We start from the raw sequence: 23,875 nt of genomic DNA on the forward strand, positions 1-23,875 counted from the left end.
TTAAGTAGGTAACTTTGGTCAACCGTATTACACGTTCTGATGTGGCCCGCGAAGCGGGTACCTCTGTGGCAGTGGTGAGTTATGTCATTAATAACGGGCCGCGTCCGGTAGCTGAGCTAACCAGGCAACGTGTGCTGGATGCTATCGAAAAAACCGGTTACCGCCCCAATGGAATTGCCAGAGCATTGGCGTCCGGCACCACTAAAACCTATGGTCTGGTGGTGCCCAATATCTCCAACCCTTTTATCTCCTCAATGGCCCATGCCCTGCAACGTGAAGCCTTTGCCAATGGGCAAGTGTTGCTGCTGGGCGACGCCGGTGACTCTCGTCAGCGTGAATTCGAACTCATTAATAACCTGCTGCTTCGTCAGGTTGATGGTTTGCTGTATACCAGTGTCGACCACCATCCCTATATCGAATTGATTCAGTCCACCGCCACACCCTTTGTGATGCTCGATAGAGTCGACCCTGCGCAGCAAGTCTGCGCCATTCGGGTGGATGAACGTGCAGCGGCGTTTCAGGCGACCCAACATCTGATTGAGCATGGCCATCGTGAAATCGCCATTATTTGCGGGCCGCTGGATATGCTTAATACTCAAGATAGGGTCAATGGTTGGCGCGATGCCTTGCTACAGGCCGGATTGCCCGTGCGCAATGAGTGGATTTTCGCGACCAGCTATACCCGCCCCGGTGGTTATCAGGCGGCACAGCAGATGCTAAAAGGGCGGTTGCCACAAGCCCTGTTTACCACCAATGAATTACAGGCGTTTGGCTGTCTGCGGGCCATGGCCGAACACAATCTGACGGCACCTAAGGATCTGGCGCTTATCTGCTTTAACGGCACATCGAATCTGAATATAACGTGCCGTCATTGACCACTGTACGCCAACCGGTGGATGCAATGGCGAAAGCCGCTATCGAAATGCTGAAAAACTGGAGCGGCGCGCCAACTATTCGCGAATTCAATTTCTCACTGCAACTCGGTGAGTCCTGCGGCTGCTCCAGAAGTAAAAGAGATTAGTTTCCAACATAAAAAAGATAAAAAATATGCGTTTAATTATTGATTGTGACCCAGGAAATGGCGTACCCGGCGCCAATGTCGATGATGGTTTAGCCCTGGCACTGGCCATCGCGGCCCCGGAAATAGCCTTAGAATTAATCACCATCGTGGCGGGCAACACCCCAAGCGAGGTGGGGTTCTCTGTTGCCCATGATTTAGTCAACCGTCTGGGATTGAGTGTCCCCATTGTTCGTGGGGCCTCGCAGGCGCTGGTTGAGCCACCCGAACCATGGCGCGACAAACTGGATAATGGCGCAACCAAAAGTGGATTAACCGCACTTTGGCAGCAAACAGCGCGCCCACCCGTTGTGGCACCCAATGCACCACTGGCGGCCCATGCCATAGGTGAATTAATTTGTAATAACCCCGGTGAGATAACCTTGGTGGCTATCGGCCCATTGACCAATATCGCCCACGCGATGCAGCTCTATCCGCAGTTGGCCTCATCGGTCGCCGAAATTGCTATCATGGGCGGGGTTTTTAATGTCGATGGTTACCTGAAAGACACCAATTTTGGTTTCGATCCAGAAGCGGCCCATATGGTACTGACCAGTGGCGCGAATATCACCCTCGCACCTTTGGATGTCACCACCCAGACCCAACTGCTGCATCAGGATTTGGATAAAATCGCGCAAATTGAGTCGCCACTCAGCCGCTATCTGGTGGAGACTATCCGTCCGTGGATCAGCTACTCAATGCAGACTCGTCAGTTGCCGGGCTGTTGGGTGCATGATGCACTGGTGGTCGCCTGGTTGCTGGATAAAAGCATCGTCACCACCGGCAGCGACTACCTAGATGTGGCGCTGGAGGGGGCACTGACCCGTGGCATGACCTTGCGTTTCAGCCCAGAGAGTTTGCGTTTGGATGTTGGCATTCCGGCCCCCAAAGGTAAACCGGTCACGATACTGCAAGCTGTTGATAATAAAAAACTCTTGGCGACGCTTTATCACGCCCTAAGTTGTTATCATTAGTCTGGTTGAGCACCTGTTCGGCAGGTATCAGCTATCATAGCTATCCATCTTGGGGCTTTTCGCTGTCGGGCGGCCCCGCTTAAATAGGATCTGACTTAAATCAGTGTAAGGCTACCGCTTTACCACAACTGAGATTAACTATGCTGACACTGCTTCACCTGCTCTCTTCCGTCGCCCTGCTAGTTTGGGGAACACACATTGTCCGTACCGGCATCATGCGGGTTTATGGCGCTGATTTGCGCCGAATTCTAAGTGCCAGTATCCAGAAAAAACCGACCGCGTTTATGGCGGGGATTGGGGTGACGGCACTGGTGCAAAGCAGCAATGCCACCGCGCTGCTAGTGATCTCTTTTGTCTCGCAGGGGTTGATCTCATTGTCGCCTGCACTGGTTATCATGTTAGGTGCCGATGTCGGCACCGCGCTGATGGCACGGGTGCTGACCTTTGATCTCTCCTGGCTATCGCCGCTGCTGATTTTAATCGGGGTGATTACCTTTCTCGGCCAGCGCAAAAGCCGCATTGGCCAGATGGGCCGCGTGGGGATTGGCCTTGGGCTGATTATTCTGGCGCTGCAACTGATTGTCACCTCCGCCGGGCCAATTACCCAGGCCACCGCCGTGCAGGCCATTTTCTCCTCCCTGACCGGCGATACCATTTTGGCGTTATTGATCGGCGCACTGTTCGCCATGATCAGCTACTCCAGTCTGGCCGCCGTATTGCTAACCGCCACACTGGCCGCCACCGGCTTAGTGCCACTGAATATCGCCCTGTGCATTGTGATCGGCTCAAATCTGGGCAGCGGTTTACTGGCACTGATCAGCAGCCGTGGGCAGAATGCTATCTCCCGACAAGTGGTGTTAGGGAGCTTATTATTTAAAGTGATCGGCTGTATTTTGGTGCTGCCATGGGTCAATACCTTAGCGCAGTGGTTGCTCGGTCAGAACCTCCCTGCCGCCGAGGTGGTCATCTACTTCCACGTGTTCTATAACCTGCTGCGCTGTTTACTGATGCTGCCATTGGTGGAAGTGATGACCCGCATCTGTAGCCGATTAGTTAAAGATGACCCCAATAGCGCGCTGCCCTCAGCCCCGCGCTATCTTGATATTACCGCCATCGACACGCCATCACTGGCGCTCGCTAATGCGGTGCGGGAAACTCTGCGCATGGGTGATGTATTGGAGCAGATGCTCTTTCGCTTTAAAGAGGTGCTCGAGGGCAACAAGCAGCAAAAACATGAAGTGGGTTTGCTGGAAGATGAAGTGGACATGCTGTATAGCGCGATTAAGCTCTATCTGGCGCAAATTCAACAAGATGAATTGGGTGAGATTGACTCACGCCGCTGGGCAGAAATTATTGATACCGCCGTCAACCTGCAACAGGCTGGCGATATTATTGGCCGCATGACCGCCGATGTCGCCGCCAAATCCCTCAATGCCCAGAAGCCATTTTCCGCAGAGGGCTTTGAGGAGCTAAATACCCTGCATACTCGACTGGTGGCGAATCTGGATTTGGGCATGTCGGTATTTTTATCGCGTGATATCAATAACGCCAAGCGCCTGCGCCGTGCCAAGCACCGTTTCCGCCTGCTGAACCGCCGCTACTCCCACTCTCACGTTGAACGTCTGCATCAGCAAAACGTCCAGAGCATTGAAACCAGTAGCCTGCATATGGGGCTGCTAGGGGATATGAAGCGCTTAAACTCACTATTTTGCTCGACGGCCTACCATGTGCTGGAAGTGCAGGAAGAGCCTTTGGATTAAGCGGATGCTGACCATAAAAACGGCACATACCAAATGATATGTGCCGTTGATGACTGATCCCCACTGATTTCAATTTAAGCCTAATATCCGGTGGGATCTATTTTTTCAGCTGTAGTGTGGTCATACAAGTTTGGCTCTCAGCATGGGTAGCAAAAGGTGATACTGCCTTAAGGCCCTGATAGCTCACCTCAATCGTCCCTTCGCTATTACGCGGCAGCCACACACCAATAAAGCCATTTGGGTAACTGGTTAACTTATCCTGCATGATCACTTTCCCGGCGTTATCAGTAATCTTGACATCAAATGTCGTCTCCGCCATTTCACCACGGCAGCCGGATAAACTGTGATTAAAGCAAGGGTGAGTTTGCTTCACGAAAGGCGCAAATGAGAGATAAAACTTATCGCCCAGCGGGAAAGAGAGTTGCTGTTGTCCATCCGATAATTTTAGTTCGGTGCCGGTGACCGAGGCTGAATAGGGTAGAGGCCGCGCCTGTTTCGACTGATCAATCGCCTCAATCATCTGCTCAGTGGTTTTTCCGGCTAAACCCTGTTGAGCCAGAAAGTTATTTTCAGCGCTGGTAGTTGTTTGCGCAGAAACAAAATGGCTGAAAGTCATTGCGGCTAAAGCAATAACCGCCAGTCGGGTAGCGAAAGCGAAGGTTTTATTCATTGTGAGGGTCCTGTCGATAAGAGTCATAATCTCAATGTAAGTCGCAATAATCTAAGCCCTCCCCTAAGGGGAGGGTCAAAGATAGATTTGAATAGAAAGGTAAGTGATTGTATAGAAATGGCTTTTATTGATTTAAATCAAATTCAACCCGTGATATCCCTCACAATGCGGATTAATCAATATCAGGATGTTGAGCAATCAGATTTTTACGCTTCTTCTCCAACTCCGCTATTTGCTGATCAATATCTTCAATATTCTGTTCGATATGGTCATGGTGCTCCTGCAATATCTCTTTAGCCTCCGCCCGATCAGACGCGGCTGGTGTCGCCCCTTTCAGCGGCTTATTCGCCGTCTCCTTCATAAATATCCCAGTAACCAGCCCAATAAGTGCCACCACCATCAGATAATAAGCCGGCATAAAGAGATTTTGCGTGGTTTCAACCAACCATGCGGCAGCCGTTGGGGTCAGGCCAGCAACCAGTACCGAGACATTAAAAGCGATAGCCAAGGCACTGTAGCGAATATGGGTTGGGAACATCGCCGGTAATATTGAAGCCATCACTCCGGTAAAGCAGTTAAGCAAAATGGCTAAAATCAGCAAACCACAAAATATCAAACCGATAACACCGCTATTAATCAGGATAAAGCTGGGGATCGCGAGAATAAACAGCCCGAGACTGCCGAAAATAATAAAAGGTTTTCGGCCATATCTATCACTCATTAACCCCATGACTGGCTGGACAAATAACATTCCGAGCATGATGGCGATAATGATCAAGACGCCATGATCTTCTGAGTAGTGCAGGCTATGAGAGAGATAGCTCGGCATATAGGTCAGTAGCATGTAATAGGTGACATTGGTGGCAATCACGATGCCGACGCAAATAGTCAGGTTTTTCCATTGCTTGGTGAGAATCTCGCGGAAAGAGACTCTAGGTGGCTCGGCAATACTGTTACGCGAATCACTATCAATTTTATCCACATGCTGTTGGAAGGTCGGCGTCTCTTCAAGCGCATGACGCAGGTAGATACCAATCAGTCCTAATGGCGCAGCAATGAAGAATGGGATCCGCCATCCCCACTCGAGAAACTGGGCCTCGCCGACGATACTGGAGATCAGCAGCACCACCCCGGCCCCTAAGACGAAACCGGCAATAGAGCCAAAGTCCAGCCAACTACCCAGAAAACCGCGCTTTCTGTCCGGTGAATACTCAGCAACAAAAATAGCGGCCCCCGTATATTCGCCACCGACAGAGAAACCCTGCGCCAGTTTTGCCAATAACAGCAGTATCGGTGCCCAAATACCTATCGAGGCATAAGAGGGGATCAAACCAATACAGAAGGTACTGACCGACATAATAATAATGGTGACAGACAGGACTTTTTGCCGCCCATACTTGTCACCCAAGGCACCAAAAAATAGGCCACCGAGGGGGCGAACCAGGAAAGGCACGGAGAAAGTAGCCAATGCGGCGATCATCTGGAGACCTGGGTCAGCGCCGGGGAAAAACACCTGTCCAAGGGCGAATGCGACGAAACCATACACCCCAAAATCGAACCACTCCATTGCATTGCCCAGCGCCGCGGCGGTAATCGCTCTCTTCAATTTGGTGTCATCAATGATGGTAATGTCATTGATTTGCATCGGTTTAACACTCTTTCTTCTGAGTCCCATTTTTCTTCCTTATTTACCCTGTTGCTCCACGATATAAAGTCAAACCCACAGATAAATGGTAGTACCGATTAAGGGTTAAAAACTTTATTGTAGATTTATAAGAATAGTTGTAAATAGAGGAGATGTGTAGGGTGAATTGACTATAAAGCAGTAGAGTGGCTAATTGAACCATACCAAAATAGCCACTTAAACTGCGGAAATAAAAGGTTATATGCGCTGTTCTAGCTGGTATTGCAGCTATATCTAGTTGGACATTCCATTCATGCCATCAATTACATAAGCGGGACTTACTTGGCCATGCAGTGCTGGGTTATCACTCTCATCTTTGAGTTGCACACCAGATAAGCGCCGCTGGAAAGAGTGTTCCAACAGCCATGCCAATTTAAATGCTGCCTGCGGATAATCTAATCCCTCGGGTCGGATATTGGAAATACAGTTGCGCTCGGACTCCAGCCGCCGGATATTCGGCCCCCAAGTCATATAAACCCCCAAACTGTCTGGCGATGAAAGTCCCGGCCGTTCACCAATTAGCATAACTACAACTTTGGCTTGCAGACATTCACCTGCATCATCGCCCAATGCCACCCGAGATTGGTGCGCCAGGACAATGGGTGCTAGTGACAAACCTAGAGTGTGCAAATAGGGCAACAGTGCCACTATCAGCGGAACAGCTTGTCGATGCACCGCTTTTGATGACAATCCATCGCCAATAACCAACAACAGATCCGCTTGCTTATCTGGCCATGCACACAGTTGATCATGACTTTGCGGCGAGAGTTTTCGCCCCAAATCTGGGCGGCGCAGATAGGTCAAGCGATCCGGTGCCGCACTGTTAGCCGTTATTGTTCGCAGCCCTAACTCTGCTAGCTGGCTGGCAAGCTCTTCGCTGAGAAAGGGCTGATGCACCGCATCACAAGCTTGGGCATGGGCCAGGCCAAATTTTAGCAATTCAGCGGTAGGCAAACTGGCCCCGCTGCGCCCCAGTGCGATGCGCGCCGCCGTAAACTGCCGCAGGGCTTGCCACGGGTTGTGATGGAGCAGATCTATCTCGCGACGACTCATCAGGACACCTCCATATAGGGCAGTTGTTTCAGTAATGGATGATTAATCCCTGCATCAAGTAGTTGCCCCTGTGCATCCATAATGTGCATTTTTTCCAACCATTGGCCAAACTCGGGCGCATGTTTCAAGCCGAGTAATTGGCGGATATAGAGCGCATCATGAAAAGAGGTGCTTTGATAATTCAGCATGATGTCATCCGCCCCCGGGACGCCCATCATAAAGGTCAGTCCCGCCGCCCCCAACAAGGTCAGCAAGGTGTCCATATCATCTTGATCTGCTTGTGCATGATTGGTGTAGCAGACATCGCAACCGAGCGGCACGCCAAGCAATTTGCCGCAAAAATGGTCCTCCAAACCGGCGCGAATAATCTGTTTTCCGTCGTAGAGATATTCCGGCCCGATAAAACCCACCACTGTATTGGTGAGCAACGGAGAGAAGCGGCGGGCAATGGCATAAGCGCGCGCTTCGCAGCTTTGTTGATCGACACCAAAATGGGCGTTGCCGGAGAGGCAACTGCCCTGCCCAGTCTCGAAATACATCACATTATCGCCCAAGGTGCCGCGTTTGAGACTCAATGCGGCAAGCTGTGCCTCTTCCAATAGAGCGAGGTTGATGCCAAATCCGGCGTTCGCCGCTTCACTACCCGCAATTGACTGAAACACCAAATCCACTGGCGCACCGCGCTCAATCAATTTAATGGTATTGGTGACGTGGGTTAGCACGCAGGATTGGGTGGGGATCGCAAAACGGCTGATGACATCGTCCAGCATATAATTCAGTTTTTCTAGCAGTGGCAAGCTGTCACTGGCAGGATTGATGCCAATTACCGCGTCGCCACTGCCATACAGCAGGCCGTCAAGCATACTGGCGGCGATGCCCGGTAAACTGTCCGTCGGGTGGTTAGGCTGTAGTCGCACACTCAGATGGCCGGGCAGGCCAATAGTATTGCGAAAACGGGTGATGACACGGCACTTCTTCGCCACCAGAATCAGATCCTGATTGCGCATGATTTTGCTTACTGCTGCCGCCATTTCTGGGGTAATGCCCGCACTGACCTGCGCCAATATTGCACTGTCGGTGCGCTCACTGAGCAGCCAGTCGCGAAAATCCCCCACCGTGAGGTGGGCTATCGGAGCAAAAGCCGGTTGGTCATGGCTATCAATAATCAGCCGGGTCACTTCATCCTGCTCATACGGGATCAGCATCTGCTGTAAGAATGTTTTTAGCGGCACATCGGCCAGTGCCATGCGGGCCGCCATGCGCTCTTCTGCTGTTTCTGCCGCCACACCCGCCAAATAGTCCCCCGAACGGGCAGGTGAGGCTTTCGCCATCAACTCCCGTAGATCGCCAAAGTGATAGCTGCGATGGCTCAAGGTGGTCTGATACATAACGCGTCCCTTAGTTCAGCAGGCTACCGAAGCAGCCTGTAGTGATGACGTCGACACCACCAATGCGAAATTACTCGGCACCACTCAGTTGCGGATCGAATGCAGCCGCAGCGCGCGAGCGGTGAGTCAGGCGGAAATAGAGATAACCGGCCAACATCATTGCGGCGAAAATCAGCGCCAACAGTGGATTGTAATAGACCATCGCGACCAGACAGACCACGGCCAAAACCAGCGCCAATGCTGGCGCAAACGGGTAGAGCGGAGCAGAGAATGGGCGTGTCAAACGTGGCTCGGTTTGTCTCAGCTTAAAGAGTGACAGCATTGAGATGATATACATCACGATGGCACCAAACACCGACATAGTGACGATATTTGCCGTCAGTGGCATACCGCCAATCACTATCAGCGAATCGGAGAAAATCGCCGCAATCCCCACCACGCCACCGGCCAGAATAGCCAGATGTGGAGTGCGGAAACGCCGATTCACTTTTGCCAGCGGCTTAGGTAGATACCCGGCGCGGGCCAGGGCAAAGATCTGGCGCGAATAGCCCATGATGATGCCATGGAAGGAGGCAATCAGACCAAACAGCCCGAGCCACACCAACATATGCAGCCAACCACTGTCGCTACCAACAATGATTTTCATGGCCTGCGGTAATGGGTCATTGATATTGGACAGCTTCGTCCAGTCGCCAACCCCACCGGCAAACACCATCACGCCGAGCGCCAGTACCACTAATGTCAGAATGCCGCCGATAAAAGCGCGCGGGATAGTACGTTGTGGATCTTTGGCCTCTTCCGCCGCCATGGAAGCGCCTTCAATCGCCAGGAAGAACCAGATAGCAAAGGGTATCGCCGCAAAAATCCCCGACAGTGCGCCAACACTGAAGGTATCTGAACCCGCCCAGCCCCCGGCGACAAAGTTGCTGACTTCAAAACCCGGTGCCACCACCCCCATAAAGACCAGCAACTCAAAAATTGCCAATATCGTGACTAATAATTCAAAAGTGGCAGCAATACTGACACCCAGAATATTCAGTGACATAAATATTAGGTAAGCGCCAACCGCCACCCATTTAGGGTCAATGGCGGGGAATTGGACATTAATATAGGCACCAATAGCCATGGCAATGGCGGGTGGTGCAAAGACAAACTCAATTAAGGTCGCAAGACCGGCAATAAAACCGCCAGTGGGGCCAAAAGCGCGGTGAGCATAGGCGAACGGCCCGCCAGCATGGGGAATCGAGGTGGTTAATTCGGTAAAACTAAAGATAAATGCCGTGTACATCGCCGCCACGCCTAAGGCGGTAAACAGGAAGCCCAAAGTCCCTGCCTGCGCCCAACCGTAGCTCCAACCAAAATATTCGCCGGAAATAACCAACCCGACAGCAATACCCCATAATTGAAAACTGCCCAACGTGCGTTTTAATTCCGGTGCTTGTTTCACCTGTGACATACCTTACCCCTATCAAAGCAATTTAACGGTATATAGTGCGGTCTAGGGCTAAAGCAAAGTTTGTACCAAATACGGGGCATCCGCTAATGCGTGGATATACCCGTATTTTTTATGATGATAATGAGTGAGATAATAGGAGAGAGGCACTGATTGTAGGCATTTCTCGCACTGTTTCGCAGCAGATGCACAAAGATACAGCAGAATGATTCTGGTTTTTCTGTGTGCTCAAAATCGAGCAGATCTCCTCTTCTGACAACAATATAGAATATCTATAATAGAGTGATCTCTATTCAACCAAGCCCAGATGAACAGCGCCCTGCCGACACTCTTCATCCGGGAGTGATTTTAGTGTTGCGAACCTTCATCCGAAGGCTGCTTGCGGGATTTGGCCCACTCCCGCAGCCGCTGAATATGTAGATAGAGCGCCGGAATAAACAGAATCCCCACTGCGGTCGCCATCAACATGCCGCCAAATACAGTAATACCGATAATTTGGCGGCTCATCGCCCCGGCACCACTGGCGAAAACCAGCGGCATCACACCAAGAATAAATGAGATTGCCGTCATCATCACCGCACGGAAGCGCTGTTTAGCCCCATCCTGCGCGGCCTCAGCAATACTGGCCCCCTCTTCCCGTCGGGCTTTAGAGAACTCAACAATTAAGATGGCATTCTTGGCCGCCAGCCCAATCAGTAGCACCAACCCGATTTGCGCATAAACATCATTGGCAAAGCCCATGGCTGACAACCCGGCCACCGCCCCCCCCACGGCAAACACCACCGACAGTATCACCACCAGCGGAATGCTCCAGCTCTCATACTGAGCGACTAAAAACAGATAAGCGAACACCAACGCCGCCAGATAAATAAGCATCACCTGCCCGCCGGTTTGCTGCTCCTGCCATGACATGCCACTCCAGCTATAGCTGTAACCTTGCGGTAAATTCTGCGCCAACAGGGCTTCCATCGCCGCCATGGCCTGACCCGAACTGGCCCCCTCGGCCGCCGAGCCGCTCACCGCGACTGATGGGAACTGGTTGAAATTACTGATAAATGGTGCACCGACCGACGGCGTCAGGGTGACCAAATTAGCCAAACTGACCAGCGCCCCATTATCACTGCGCACATTCAAGCTATTGATCTGCGCCGTGCGCTGGCGAAAATCCATATCATTTTGCAATTGCACGCGGAACATGCGGTTGTTCAAGGTGAAATCACCAGCGTTCATCCCCCCAAGCGAGGTCTGCAAGGTTTGGAAAATGCGGCTAACTGGCACCTGTAGCAGCGCGGCGCGGTCACGATCAATGCTCAAATTGGTTTCAGGTACTGAGGCGCTGAAGGTGGTAAATACCCGGCTCAGTTTCGGATCCTGATTGGCGGCAAAAATAATCCCCTGACTGACCTGCGCCAGCTCTTGCGGTGATTGGCCCAGTTGCGCCTGAATGCGCAAATCAAAGCCTGAAGCACTCCCCAGACCGGCAATCGCCGGCGGGTTTACCGCCATAATCATCGCCGACGGGATGGCTGCTAAATTGGCTTGGATCGCGGCGAGCACCTGATCAATGTGTGGCCGCTGCCCCCAAGGTTTGAGCATCACAATGGCAAAACCTGCATTGGGGGCGTTGTTGCCACTGAGCAGACTGAAACCGGTGATTTTGATCACATCCTCGACGGCGTCGTTGGCGGTCACCTGTTGATACATCTGATCCATGACCGCCTGAGTCCGATTCAGGGAAGCCCCATCTGGCAGCTGTAAGCTGACAAAAAAGTAGCCCTGATCTTCTTCCGGCAGAAATGAGGTTGGCAGGCGGGTATAGCCCCACCAGGTTGCCAATCCCACCAGCAACAGCGCGGCAATACTGAATAGTGCGCGGCTGCTGATACGGCCCGTCAATGAGACATAACCATCACGGGCGCGATCCAAACCACGGTTGATGCCACCAAATACCCCAGTGGTCGACAGCGTTCGCCGCTTCAGCAACAGCGCACACAGCGCCGGGCTGAGGGTTAACGCATTGATACTGGACAAAATAACCGCCGCTGAGAGGGTCACGGCAAACTGGCGATACAGCTCACCAATGATTCCCGGCAAAATGGCTATTGGCACGAATACTGCCATCAGCACCAGTGTAGTGGCGATAATCGGCCCCGCTATCTGGCTCATCGCCTGTTTGGTGGCTTGCGCCGGGGTCAGATTCGGGTCATTCGATAATAAGCGCTCGACGTTTTCCACCACCACAATGGCATCATCCACCACGATGGTGAGCGCCAAAATGATGGCGAACAAACTGAGGGTATTAGCTGAGTAACCAAAGACATACAGCACAGCAAAGGTGCCGAGCAGGGAGACCGGAATTGTTAGCGCGACAATAAATGTCGCCCGCATACTTTGCAAAAACAGGTACACCACCGCCAGCACCACAATCAGGGTCAGGGTCAGTGACAGCGCGATCTCATGCAGTGTCGCGGTGACCGGCAAGGTGGAGTCATAGTTGATTTCATAGGTCAGATCCTCGGGGAAAGAGGCCGACAGGCGCGCCATCTCATCACGCACCCCATTCGCCACATTTAGGGCGTTAGCACCGGGCACCGGGTAGACCACTAAAAAGGCCGATTCCGTCTGGTTTTGCGCCGCACTCACCTGATAGTTCTGCGCCCCCAAAGCCACGCGCGCCACATCACCCAGACGAATCATCCCGCCTTGAGGATTGCTGCGAATAATCACATTGGCAAACTGCTGCGGGTCAGTCAGTCGCCCCTGCCCGCTGATGGTTAAGGTCTGCTGTTGACCGGGCATCGACGGGGATGAGCCAATCTGCCCCGCCGCCGCCTGCACATTCTGTTGCTGTAGTGCGGCGACAATATCTTGCACGCTGACATTCAGCGATTCCATACGTTGTGGGTTCAGCCAGACGCGCATACTGTAATCACGCGCCCCAAACACCTGCACATCACCGACACCATTAATACGCGCAATCGCATCACGCAACTGAATACTGGTGTAGTTGCTGACAAACAGGGCGTCATGGGTCTGTTTTGGCGAAAAGACACTGACCCCCAACAGCAGATTGGAGGCCCGCTTGCGCACTGAGATGCCGTTTTCATTCACCTCTGCCGGCAGCTGGGCGCTGACCTGAGAGATGCGGTTTTGCACCTCAACCGCCGCCATATCGGGGTCGGTGCCACTGGCAAAGGTAATGCTGAGCTGATAACTGCCGTTATTGGCGCTGGTCGACTCCATATAGAGCATATTGCTGACGCCATTGACCTGAGCCTCGAGGGGAGAAGCGATAGCTTGCGCCACATCACGAGCACTGGCCCCCGGATAGACGGCACTGACAGAGACCACTGGCGGCGTGATGTCGGGGTATTGCTCCACCGGGATCACATGCAGTGACACCCAACCAACAATGGTGATCACCAGGGCGATTACAATGGCAAACTTAGGGCGACGGATAAAGAAATGCAGCATCTGGCCTTCCCCTTAGTTCGTGGTCAGCGGTGTAGCAACCGTGGCGTTGACGGTCATACCGGGCCGCACATGTTGTAGCCCCGCCACAATCACCCGCTCGCCCACTTTCAGGCCATCTTTCACTGCATATTGCTGCTCAAACTGCTCGCCGAGGGTCACTGGCCGCACCTCAACCTGATCCTTATCAGTCACCACTAACACAAAGTGGCCCTGCTTATTCTGCTGTAACGCGGCAATGGGTATCGCTATCACTGATTTCGCCGTTTCTGCCGCCAGCGACACATTCACTACCCCACCGGGCAGCAGCAGATGCCGAGGGTTGGCAAAACGGGTGCGGATCGTCACAGTGCCGGTCTGCTTATCAATTTGGTTATCGACGGATTCAAAAACACCGCTGTCTGGGTACTGCTTACCATTCGCCAGTTGAATGCGTGGCGTGAAATTGCCAAACGCCAGGGCAGTGTTATCAGCAGTGGTTCCCGCAGCGGATAACTGATAGGTCGCCGTGATGTAATCGCGTTCATTGACCGCAATCGCCACACGAATCGGATCAAGCTGGACAATACTGACCAAGGTGCCGCTGGCGGGGTTAATCAGGCTGCCAACATTAAAGCGGCTGTGACCAATTTGACCGCTGATCGGGGCGGTGATTTGGGTGAAACCGAGCTGTAACTGCTGAATTTGTAAGTTGGCCTGCGCCTGTGCCACCGCAGCACGGCTGATATCCCGCTGCGCCTGCGCTTCATCCACTTCCGCCTGACTGACTGAGCGATTATTGCCTAACCGCTGCAAACGGATGAGATTCACCTGCGCATGGTTGGCACTGGCAGTGGCGCTATCTAACTGCGCCTGCGCCTGAGTGACTGACGCCTGATGCAGCGCGGGATCAATCTCATACAGCAGCTCCCCTTGCTTAACCATCTGCCCCTCGGTAAATAACCGGCGGGCAATAAAACCTTCAGTGCGGGTTGTCACATCCACCGCTTGAATGGCTTCCACTCGCCCCAGATATTGCAGTGCCGAATCTGGCGTGGCTGAGGTCACCACCGCCACGGTCACCGCCGGCAGTGGCGCGTCGGCAGCCATCGCGCCGAATGGGCTGAAACTCAGGAGTAGCGCAATAATATAAGGGGTCAGAGGGTGTCGCCGAGCAAATCGGGCTTGCTGCATGTCAGCCATTATCCTGTGACGAATCAATTTCAGTGTGGGCATGGTGGTTTATTCCTTACTCTCGGCAGGATAATGTGTTTGAGTGCGGCTTTAACAAAGCTTAGCGGGATTAATAATATTCTGATGTCACTTTAACGTCTTAGGGTAAAAATTCCTATCACCGCCTGATGAATGATCCCCCTTATCGCGCCGCCCACAGAATAAACAGGTCATACCTCCTTAAGATTAAGTCGGTAATAATATAGGCTTTTTCTAAATTCTCTCTTTTTTGCTGAAAAAATCAGCATCTGAACATTAAATTATTCTAAGCTCAAATTATATGTATGCAGAAATATGCTAGCTTGTATTGCCTCAGAGTCATCGCTTCCTGCTGATTAAAAAAAAGTTTTTATCATATTCACTATCAGCCCGAACTTCGTCAGTGCTAAGGGAATTCACCATGACAGACTCCAAGTGGCCGGAAACACGGGCAAAAGGGGATAATGTTTTCTTCGCAAAACAAACTTTACAGGCCATGGCCTTGTTAGTGGGAGCAACCATTATTATTGCTGCGGTGGGCATCATCTATATTGCCTCACAGTTGAATGAACAAGCACAGTCCCAAAGCCGTTTTCTGGTAGAGAAAGCCTGGCAAATGCGCCAGGACGCCATAAAAGTTCGCATCAAAGATAATGCATTTTGGGGGGATGCTTACGAGCATCTGCATACCAAAGTGGACCCCGAGTGGGCCTATGTCAGCCAAAATCTGGGGCCGTCGCTGTATAACGACTTTCGCTATGAAGGCGTATTTGTGGTTGATGGGCAGGGAAAGACCCGCTACTCCGTCATCAAAGGGCAGTTGGCCAGTACCAGTTTGCTAGATTGGCTCGGCCAAGATATTACCCCCATTATTGATGCGGCACGCCAGCGGGCGACACAACAATATATCGCGACAGAAACCATTGAGGTGGCGGGGCAACCGGTGATCGTGGCCGCCGCGGCCTTAACCACCGGCAGTGACCCGCGCGTTAAATCAGTCGCCGGTGCACCTTCTGTTTTAGTTTTTATCGATTTTCTGACCCAAACTGAGCTAAGTGCCTTAGGCGAAGATTATGGTATCCATCAACTGCGCACACCTCGAGACAAAGAGGATGCCGCCGCCAACCCGTCAATGCTGCTATCCTCAGATGATAATAGTACGCTGGCGCTGCACTGGAACCAAAATATGCCCGGTGCACAACTGCTCAATATCTTGCTCCCGCTGCTGGCACTGGTTGCACTGATCCTAGGGCTATCCGGCTGGCTGGTACTAAGGCGTGCAATGTCCGAAGCACAGATTGCCGATGAAAATAGAGCCGCCTTGATAGCCAGCGAAGAGCGTTTTCGTCATGTCGCCGAAGCCGCCACTGACTGGTTATGGGAGACCGATGCCAATCTGCGCATCACCTATCTGTCTCAGCGTTTTTTAACCATCACCGGATTAAGTGTGGAGCATTGGCTAGGGCGTAATCTGGATTCGCTGCTCAATTGCGAGATTATTCCGCTCCGCTCCTGGCTGCAACATACCCATCTCACCGAGTCGCGCAATGAGCTGCAATGCACCTATTTCTCTGCCCAAGGCGAGAAACGGATCTGCCGTATTTATGCCAAACCCATTATCAAAAATGGCGAAACCATCGGTTTCCGTGGCACCGCATCGGATATCACCCGAGAAATAGAAGCGCAGGAGCGTATTCAGCACCTCTCTTTGCATGATGCGCTGACAGGTTTACCTAATCGTCTGCGAATGAAAGAGTTTCTGGAAAATAAGCTGCGAAATCTCGCCGCCTCACCGCACCCGCTGGTTATTCTCAATGTTGATTTGGATAAATTTAAGCCGGTTAACGACACCTTCGGTCATATTGCTGGCGATAAGGTGCTGCATCAAGTCTCTGAGCGGCTAAGAAGTTGTTTGCGCGATCAAGATTTAGTGGCCCGTCAGGGGGGAGATGAGTTCATTCTGATTATTACCGGCCTCTCCTCAATCAAGGAGATTGAGCAGCTCTGCGCCCGCGTGATTACGCACATCGAAAGCCCTTACGTCATTAATGATCAGGATATTTATATCAGTGCCAGCATCGGTATCGCGCTGGCTCCGCAAGACTCCATGCAGGCCGAGGAGCTATTGCGCTTTGCCGATATTGCCATGTATGAAGCCAAAAACAGTGACCTTAACCACTGGAGTTTCTACTCCAGTGAGATGAATGATCGGCTAATGCAGCGCAGTGAACTGGAGCGATTTTTACGTCAAGCCGTCAAACACAACGAATTCAGCCTCTATTACCAGCCGCGTTACCGCATCGAAGGCACGCAACTAACTGGTGCCGAAGCTCTGGTGCGCTGGAATCACCCGGTGCTGGGGCTGCTGATGCCGGATCAATTTATTGCGCTGGCAGAAGAGACCGGGCTTATCACCTCAATCAGCGACTGGACTATGTTGCAGGCGTGTCAGGATGCCTCCACATGGCATCCGTCACTGATTGTTTCGGTCAATATTTCCGCCATTGAATTCCGCAGCCAGCGCCTGATTGAGCGGGTGCGACAAGTGCTACTGCTAACAGGGCTGCCCAGCCATCGGCTGGAGCTGGAGATCACCGAGCGGATCATGATTGAAGATGCCGACGGGGCATTTAAGACCATGACGGCGCTCAAAGCCCTTGGCGTGCGCTTATCGATGGATGATTTTGGCACGGGCTACTCATCACTAAACTATCTGCGCCGCTTCCCGTTTGATGGGCTGAAGATTGATAAAAGCTTTATTGATGAGCTGGCTGAATCACATGAGGGGCAGTCGATTGTCGAGGGCATCATTAATCTTGGTCATGCACTCTCAATGACAGTGACGGCAGAAGGGGTTGAAACCGAGGCGCAACTGGGCTATTTACAGTCGCTAATGTGTGATGAAGTGCAGGGTTACTTATTGGGCAAGCCAATGAGATTGCATGATTTATCGGTGCTTATCCGCAATGCCTATTTCGACTAACTGCCGCACCACCCAACACCGCTCGGTCTCGGGGCAATGACTATCGCCCAGCAACACCACGGGCCGCCACAATCAGTGCTTGCCCCAAGGCTAATCCACCATCACCAGCAGGTAGACGCTGCGGCAGCAAGAGCTGAAAGTCGCTCAACTGCGCGCAAAGTAACTTTCGCAGCAGTCGGTTGTGCAGCACACCGCCAGAAAAGGCAATAGTATCAATGCTAAAACGCTGAGCGGCTTGACGGGCCAGGGCGGCAAAACCCTGCGCCAGTGCAAAGTGGAAAGCATAAGCCCGCTCAGCTGGTGAGGCATCATAGGCCAGCCACTGCTGCCAAAAGGTGGCTAAATCCAGTTGATTATCACGCAGCGGTAGAGTGACCGGCGGGGCGGTTTGGGCGCTCTGCCCTGCCAGCGCTTCCAGCAAGCAGGCCGCTTCCCCCTCCCAGCTTATCGACGACGGAACAATATGCAGCGCAGCGGCGACCGCATCAAATAACCGCCCAGTCGAGGAGGCCAACGGTGCATTGATCCCGCGCTCAATAGCGCGCGCCAACATCATCCCCTGCGGCTGCGCAATTGCCGCCGCTTCAGGTAACTGTTGCCAGTGCGGAACAAAACGCTGCAACTGTGCCAGCAGGTTGCGCCACGGCTGGCGGGAGGCCAGATCACCACCGGGTAGCGCCACCGCTGGCAAGCCGCCCAGATATTCACAGTTGGCATAATCCACTAGCAGGCATTCGCCGCCCCACAGCTGCCCCTCAGCACCATAGCCCAGCCCATCCAGCGCCAGACCAATCACCGCCCCGCCCTCTCGCGGCCAGCCATGCTCGGCCAGACAAGCCGCCAGATGCGCATGGTGATGCAGCACCGCCACACAGGGGATCTCCCGCTGTGCGGCCCACTGTTTACCCAATTGGTGACTGACATAAGCGGGGTGGGCATCCACCACCACCGCCTGCGGCGTGAAGTGGTAAATCTGGCAAAACAGCGCCAAAAGCTGCTGCTGTTGCTGCGCGATATCGCTATCCGCCAGATCCCCTAAGTGCTGGCTCAAGACCGCAGTGTGGTTGCGCAGCAGACAAAAGGTGTTTTTCATGTCAGCGCCCAGCGCCAGAATCGCCGGCTGTTGACTAAATCCCGGCGGTAGTTCGCAGCTATCCGGCACATAGCCACGGGCACGGCGTAGCATTTCAGCCCCTTGTGCCGTGAAACGTACCAGTGAGTCATCAGCCCGCTGCACAATTTGCCGGTTGTGTAGCAGCCAGTGATCGGCGATATCACTCAGGGCGCTCAGGGCTTGCTCATTACTGAGCGCCGGAGGCTTGCCACTGCCATTGCCGGAGGTCATCACCAGCGGGCGCGCCACCTGTTGCAGCAACAAATGTTGCAGCGGATTGGCCGCTAGCATGACGCCAATTTCAGCTAATTGCGGCGCGACTGCCGCACAGAGCGGGCTGTCGGGCTGTTTCGCGACCAGGACAATCGGAGCCGCTGGGCTGCGCAGTAATCGGAGCAGTGCGTCATTATCAGCGCTCTGCACGCAGCGCGTCAGCCACTCCTCACTCGGCAGCATCACCGCCAGTGGCTTAGAGGGCCGCTGCTTGCGCCGTCTTAAACGGGCCACCGCAGCGGCATTAGTGGCATCCACCGCCAGATGAAAACCGCCCAAGCCTTTGATGGCGACGATCTCGCCCGCCAGCAGGGCTTGCGCGGCCTGCTCTAGCGCACTAAAGCCATGGGCCACGGCTTGCCCATTCGCCTCGCTCAACCATAGTTGCGGGCCACACGCCGCACAGGCATTGGGTTGGGCATGAAAACGGCGATCGGCGGGATGGTCATATTCTGCCTGACAAGCCGCACACAGCGGAAATTCGCCCATAGCCGTGTCTGGGCGATCGTAGGGCATCCGGTGGATGATAGTGAAGCGCGGGCCGCAGTGGGTGCAGTTGATAAAGGGGTAGCGGTAGCGGCGGTCGGCGGGATCGTTCATTTCATGTAGGCAAGCAGCGCAGGTCGCGGCATCTGGCACAATCTGGGTGTCCATCTGCCCCGCCCCACTGTGGTGGATCACAAAATCCAGCGGCGGTTGCCCCCAGTGATAGGGGGTGGTGGTGATGCTGTCGATCTGCGCCAATGGCGGGCACTCTTGCGGCAGCGCACGCAAAAAGTCAGCCACCGCTGCCGATTGCCACAAGTGAATAGTGACGCCAGCGCTGTCATTACTGACATCACCCCGCAACCCGTAGCGGTGGGCAAGCTGCCAGATATAGGGCCGAAACCCCACCCCCTGCACCTTGCCTTTTACCCGCAGGCAGAGGCCGTTTGTCTCCACATCACACTCCCACTGATAGTTAATTCTCTGCCGCTTAAAGGACTCTGGGATCCCAAAAGTAATTGGAGTCGCAGGTAGGCAGCAAGTAAGCAAATCCCGATGAGCTGACACTAGTCAGTGATTCGGGTGAGCGAACGCAGCTAACACCCCTGCGGCTTCAAGTACGAATGGGATTAACAAATACGCGGTAAAGGTTCATCGAGCGGCAGATCCAATCGCCGCGAGACACCAAACGCACCACATAAGCGCACCTGCTGGCGTTCGGTTACTTGCCCGATCACTGCGGCATCAAGACCTAGCGGATGGCGATGCAGTGCGGCCAATACCACCGGCTGCGCCTCGGGGGCGACCACCAGCACCAGTTTGCCTTCATTGGCAAAGTTGAGCGCATCCAGCCCCAGCAGCTCGCAGATCCCGCGCACTGCCGATTTTAGCGGCAAATCTGCTTCGTTGATCTCCATGCCGCAACCACTGGCGGCGGCGAATTCGTGCAAAATTGCGGTGACCCCACCGCGAGTTGCATCACGCAGCGCTCTCACCCCCGCAATAGCACGCAGTGGCGCAATCAAGGGGGCCAGTAGCGCGCAATCACTGCTCAGCTCGGCCTCCAGCCCCAAACCTTCCCGCAGGTTGAGGATGGTCGCGCCATGATCACCTAAGGTGCCGCTGACAATGATCCGATCGCCGGCACGGATCATTGCGGTTCCCCACTGGATCTCGGCGGGGATCACGCCGATGCCGGTGGTGTTGATAAAGATCTTATCTGCCGCCCCGCGCTGTACCACTTTGGTATCGCCAGTGACGATCTGAATACCCGCCTGCTGGGCGGTAGCGGCCATCGAGTGCACAATGCGCTCAAGGTCAGCCATCGGCAGCCCCTCTTCCAGAATAAAGCCACAGGAGAGATAGCGCGGGGTTGCGCCACTGACTGCCACATCATTGGCGGTGCCGCACACTGCCAGCTTGCCAATGTCGCCACCGGGGAAGAAAAGCGGATCAATGACGTAGCTGTCGGTCGAGATGGCCAGTCGATCTCCTTGCGCCACCAGATCCGCCAGCGCGATACGCGCCTGATCTTCCCGCTCATTCAGCGCTGGGTTAGAAAATGCCGTCAGAAACAGCGACTCGATCAAGCTCTGCATCGCCCGGCCACCACTGCCGTGAGCCAAGGTAATCTCTTTGTTATTCATTATGTTGTAGCCTGATTATTGATTTTGATAACCAATAGTTATAGTTCGGAGACTAGCGGGGCGACTACACCGATGGGCGCTCCGACGACTTGCGTCGCTACGATCCATTCGGCACATCTCCCCGCCGGCCAGCTTTGCCATAACTCTGATATCGAAAACTATCGATATTGATAGTAAGCGGAGCAAGCCCCCTCGGAGGAGACCATCAGCGCCCCAAATGCATTTTCTGGCGTACATTCGCCGCCGAACAGCGGGCATTGATCTGGCTTGCAGCGGCCGGTCAACACCTCACCGCAACGGGATCGCGGATCATCGGCGACCCGCTGCTGTTGCGGGTTGAAGCGCAACTCGGCATCGAAAGCCTGATACGCTGGGCTTATCTGGACACCGGAGTCGGCTATCTCGCCCAAGCCGCGCCATTCACTGCTGGCTTTAGCGGTAAAGACCTCCGCCAGCGCCTGTTGCGCCAGTAAGTTGCCACTGTCCGGCACAATGCGGCGATACTGGTTCTCCACCGCGCAGCGCCCGCTGACCTTCTGTTCCAGCAGCATCACCAGCCCTTGCAAGATATCTAGCGGTTCAAAACCCGTGACCACCAGCGGCTTACAAAATTGATCGCAAATAAAGCCGTATGGCGTGGTGCCGATCACCATGCTGACATGGCCGGGAGCCAGAAAGCCGTCGATGCGCACATCTGGTTGTTGCAGCAGGCTGCGCAGAGTGGGAATGATGGTGATGTGCTGACAGAACAGGGTGAAGTTACTCAGCCCGAGCCGCCTGGCCTGTTGCAGAGTTAAGGCACTGGCGGGCATGGTAGTTTCGAAACCCAGGCCGAAAAACACCACTTCCCGCTCTGGGTTTTGCTGTGCCAGTGTCAGCGCATCCAGCGGCGAGTAGACCACGCGAATATCCGCGCCGCGCCGCTTGGCATCTAGCATTGAGCCATTACGCCCCGGTACGCGCATGGCGTCGCCGTAGGTGCAGAAAATCACCTCCGGATGGGCGGCAATTTCAAGGCAGCTGTCGATACGCCCCATCGGCAACACACACACCGGACAACCCGGCCCATGGACAAACTCCAGCCCGTCCGGCAGCAGTTGATCGAGGCCAAACTTGAAGATCGCATGGGTATGACCGCCGCACACCTCCATGATCTGCAATGGCAAGCACTGTTGATCCGGCAGTTGCGGCAGTTGCGGCAGTAAGTGTTCGATCCGGGCCAGTAAGGCGCTCACCAAGGCGGGATCGCGGAACTCATCAACGTAGCGCATCACCAGCCCCACTTGCCATATGGTCCAGATCCAATCCAACCGCCTGCATATGGGCCAGCGCGGCCAGTGTCTGCCGGGCCTCCTCCTCATCAAGCAAGCTCATGGCGAAGCCGACATGCACCAATACCCATTGGCCGAGTAGGGCCGCTGGTGATTCATCACACACTAGCGCGATATTGATCTCACGTTTTACGCCGCTCACCTCGACCCAAGCCAGCTGGTGGATATCCTCACCGACAGCCACAATTTTACCGGGTACGCCTAAGCACATCGCTGCGCCTCCAGCCACTCCAGCCACAGATCCATCCCCTCGCCGCTACTGGCGGACAGGGCAATCACCTGAATGCCCGGATTCACCTGGCGGGCATAGGCGATGCACTGCTCAATATCGAAATCCAGATAGGGCAGCAGATCGATTTTATTGATAATCATCAAGCTGGATGCGGCAAACATATGGGGGTATTTCAACGGCTTATCTTCGCCTTCGGTCACTGAGAGCACCGCCACTTTATGGCGCTCCCCCAGATCAAAGCTGGCGGGGCAAACCAAATTGCCGACATTTTCAATAAATAGCAGGCTGTCATTGCTCAGATCCAAGCGGTGCGCGGCATCATGCACCATCTGCGCATCCAGATGGCAGCCTTTGCCGGTATTGACCTGAATCGCCGGCACCCCCGTGGCACGAATGCGCTCGGCATCGTGGGTGGTTTGCTGATCGCCTTCAATCACCGCGCAAGGCACCAGCCCTGCCAGCCGTCGCAGAGTAGTGGTCAACAAGGTCGTTTTGCCGGAACCGGGGCTGGAGACCAGATTCAGCGCCAGAATATGTTGCTCAACAAAATGCTCACGGTTATGGCTGGCTAACTGGTTATTTTTACTCAGCACATCTTGCTCGATTTGCAGCAAACGGCGCTGCCCCATCCCCGGCGCATGGCTACCGGCCTCACCTTGCCCGTAATGCAGCCCTTGTTGATCGGCATGTAGCTGCGGGGTAAAAGGCTCCACGGCGGGCGCATCAGTGTCGTCGGGTTCAGAGAAAGTCAGCGACTCAGGGGCTTTGTCATGCTCAGCGCCTTTACCATGATAGTGGTGATGGACATCGCCTTGATGGTAGTAATAGTGGTGATGGACAATGACTGGCTGTGTGCCTTTGGCGACATATTTGTGTTTATGCTTATGCTGAATGTTTGCCGCATTGGTATCACTGTCGTGCTGGTCATGATGGTGGTGGCCATCATCATGGTCGTGATGGTCATGATGGTGGTGGCCGTCATGATGGTCGTGATGGTCATGATGGTGGTGGCCGTCATGATGGTCGTGATGGTCGTGATGGTGACTGTCGTCGCCCTCGATTTTTCTCTCGCCGCTGGCGCAGCCACAAGTGGTACACATAGGAACTCA

General features: G+C 53.9%; 15 protein-coding genes and 1 pseudogene. 4 read left to right on the plus strand and 12 right to left on the minus strand.

From position 1 onward, the window contains the following. Positions 1-65: 65 nt before the first annotated feature. From HRK25_RS02920 to HRK25_RS02930, 3 genes and pseudogenes are all read left to right on the plus strand, one after another. Positions 66-1,021 (plus strand): annotated as a pseudogene (locus HRK25_RS02920) (LacI family DNA-binding transcriptional regulator). Between the two features lie 26 nt (positions 1,022-1,047). Further along, positions 1,048-2,031: a nucleoside hydrolase gene (locus HRK25_RS02925; RefSeq protein ID WP_005275361.1), complete on the plus strand. Its 984-nt coding sequence runs from the start codon at positions 1,048-1,050 to the stop codon at positions 2,029-2,031. A 140-nt stretch (positions 2,032-2,171) separates the two neighbouring features. Further along, positions 2,172-3,791 carry a Na/Pi cotransporter family protein gene (locus HRK25_RS02930; RefSeq protein WP_005275358.1) on the plus strand — a complete coding sequence of 540 codons (1,620 nt, stop codon included), beginning with the start codon at positions 2,172-2,174 and terminating at the stop codon, positions 3,789-3,791. Positions 3,792-3,888: 97 nt separating this feature from the next. Here HRK25_RS02930 and cueP read toward each other — a convergent pair whose 3' ends face one another. From cueP to HRK25_RS02965, 7 genes are all read right to left on the minus strand, one after another. Next, complete coding sequence (gene cueP, locus HRK25_RS02935; RefSeq protein WP_005275351.1) at positions 3,889-4,461, minus strand: copper-binding periplasmic metallochaperone CueP; 573 nt, start codon at positions 4,459-4,461, stop codon at positions 3,889-3,891. A 172-nt stretch (positions 4,462-4,633) separates the two neighbouring features. Further along, the gene (gene proP, locus HRK25_RS02940; RefSeq protein WP_049601933.1) at positions 4,634-6,136 is read right to left on the minus strand and encodes a glycine betaine/L-proline transporter ProP; all 1,503 of its coding nucleotides are present in this window, start codon (positions 6,134-6,136) and stop codon (positions 4,634-4,636) included. A gap of 243 nt (positions 6,137-6,379) precedes the next feature. Then, positions 6,380-7,198, minus strand: coding sequence for an ethanolamine ammonia-lyase subunit EutC (gene eutC, locus HRK25_RS02945; RefSeq protein WP_032898106.1), 819 nt, complete (start codon positions 7,196-7,198; stop codon positions 6,380-6,382). After that, on the minus strand, positions 7,198-8,586 hold the full coding sequence (locus tag HRK25_RS02950) for an ethanolamine ammonia-lyase subunit EutB (RefSeq protein WP_005275345.1): 1,389 nt from the start codon (positions 8,584-8,586) through the stop codon (positions 7,198-7,200). Before HRK25_RS02950 ends, eutC begins: the two co-directional genes overlap by 1 nt. Positions 8,587-8,656: 70 nt before the next feature. Continuing rightward, the gene (eat, locus tag HRK25_RS02955; protein ID WP_005275341.1) at positions 8,657-10,042 is read right to left on the minus strand and encodes an ethanolamine permease; all 1,386 of its coding nucleotides are present in this window, start codon (positions 10,040-10,042) and stop codon (positions 8,657-8,659) included. A 345-nt stretch (positions 10,043-10,387) separates the two neighbouring features. Further along, positions 10,388-13,513: an efflux RND transporter permease subunit gene (locus tag HRK25_RS02960; RefSeq protein ID WP_005275338.1), complete on the minus strand. Its 3,126-nt coding sequence runs from the start codon at positions 13,511-13,513 to the stop codon at positions 10,388-10,390. 12 nt (positions 13,514-13,525) lie between these two features. Beyond that, entirely contained in the window at positions 13,526-14,599 is a 1,074-nt protein-coding gene (locus tag HRK25_RS02965) for an efflux RND transporter periplasmic adaptor subunit (RefSeq protein ID WP_478212745.1), read from the minus strand. 523 nt (positions 14,600-15,122) lie between these two features. Here HRK25_RS02965 and HRK25_RS02970 point away from each other — a divergent pair. Beyond that, on the plus strand, positions 15,123-17,684 hold the full coding sequence (locus HRK25_RS02970; RefSeq protein ID WP_005275333.1) for a bifunctional diguanylate cyclase/phosphodiesterase: 2,562 nt from the start codon (positions 15,123-15,125) through the stop codon (positions 17,682-17,684). A gap of 40 nt (positions 17,685-17,724) precedes the next feature. On the opposite strand, the gene hypF is transcribed toward HRK25_RS02970, so the two are convergent. From hypF to hypB, 5 genes are all read right to left on the minus strand, one after another. After that, a complete protein-coding gene (gene hypF / locus HRK25_RS02975) occupies positions 17,725-20,013 on the minus strand; it encodes a carbamoyltransferase HypF (protein ID WP_005275331.1) in 2,289 nt (762 codons plus the stop codon). 173 nt (positions 20,014-20,186) lie between these two features. Continuing rightward, positions 20,187-21,203, minus strand: coding sequence for a hydrogenase expression/formation protein HypE (gene hypE / locus HRK25_RS02980; RefSeq protein WP_005275328.1), 1,017 nt, complete (start codon positions 21,201-21,203; stop codon positions 20,187-20,189). Between the two features lie 158 nt (positions 21,204-21,361). Beyond that, on the minus strand, positions 21,362-22,474 hold the full coding sequence (gene hypD / locus HRK25_RS02985) for a hydrogenase formation protein HypD (protein WP_032898105.1): 1,113 nt from the start codon (positions 22,472-22,474) through the stop codon (positions 21,362-21,364). Beyond that, on the minus strand, positions 22,461-22,745 hold the full coding sequence (hybG, locus tag HRK25_RS02990; RefSeq protein WP_032898104.1) for a hydrogenase maturation factor HybG: 285 nt from the start codon (positions 22,743-22,745) through the stop codon (positions 22,461-22,463). The genes hypD and hybG overlap by 14 nt, the downstream gene beginning before the upstream one ends. Further along, positions 22,736-23,866: a hydrogenase nickel incorporation protein HypB gene (hypB, locus tag HRK25_RS02995; protein WP_173361759.1), complete on the minus strand. Its 1,131-nt coding sequence runs from the start codon at positions 23,864-23,866 to the stop codon at positions 22,736-22,738. The genes hybG and hypB overlap by 10 nt, the downstream gene beginning before the upstream one ends. Positions 23,867-23,875: the final 9 nt, after the last annotated feature.

The sequence above is a fragment of the Yersinia bercovieri ATCC 43970 genome (genome assembly GCF_013282745.1).
Classification (GTDB): domain Bacteria; phylum Pseudomonadota; class Gammaproteobacteria; order Enterobacterales; family Enterobacteriaceae; genus Yersinia; species Yersinia bercovieri.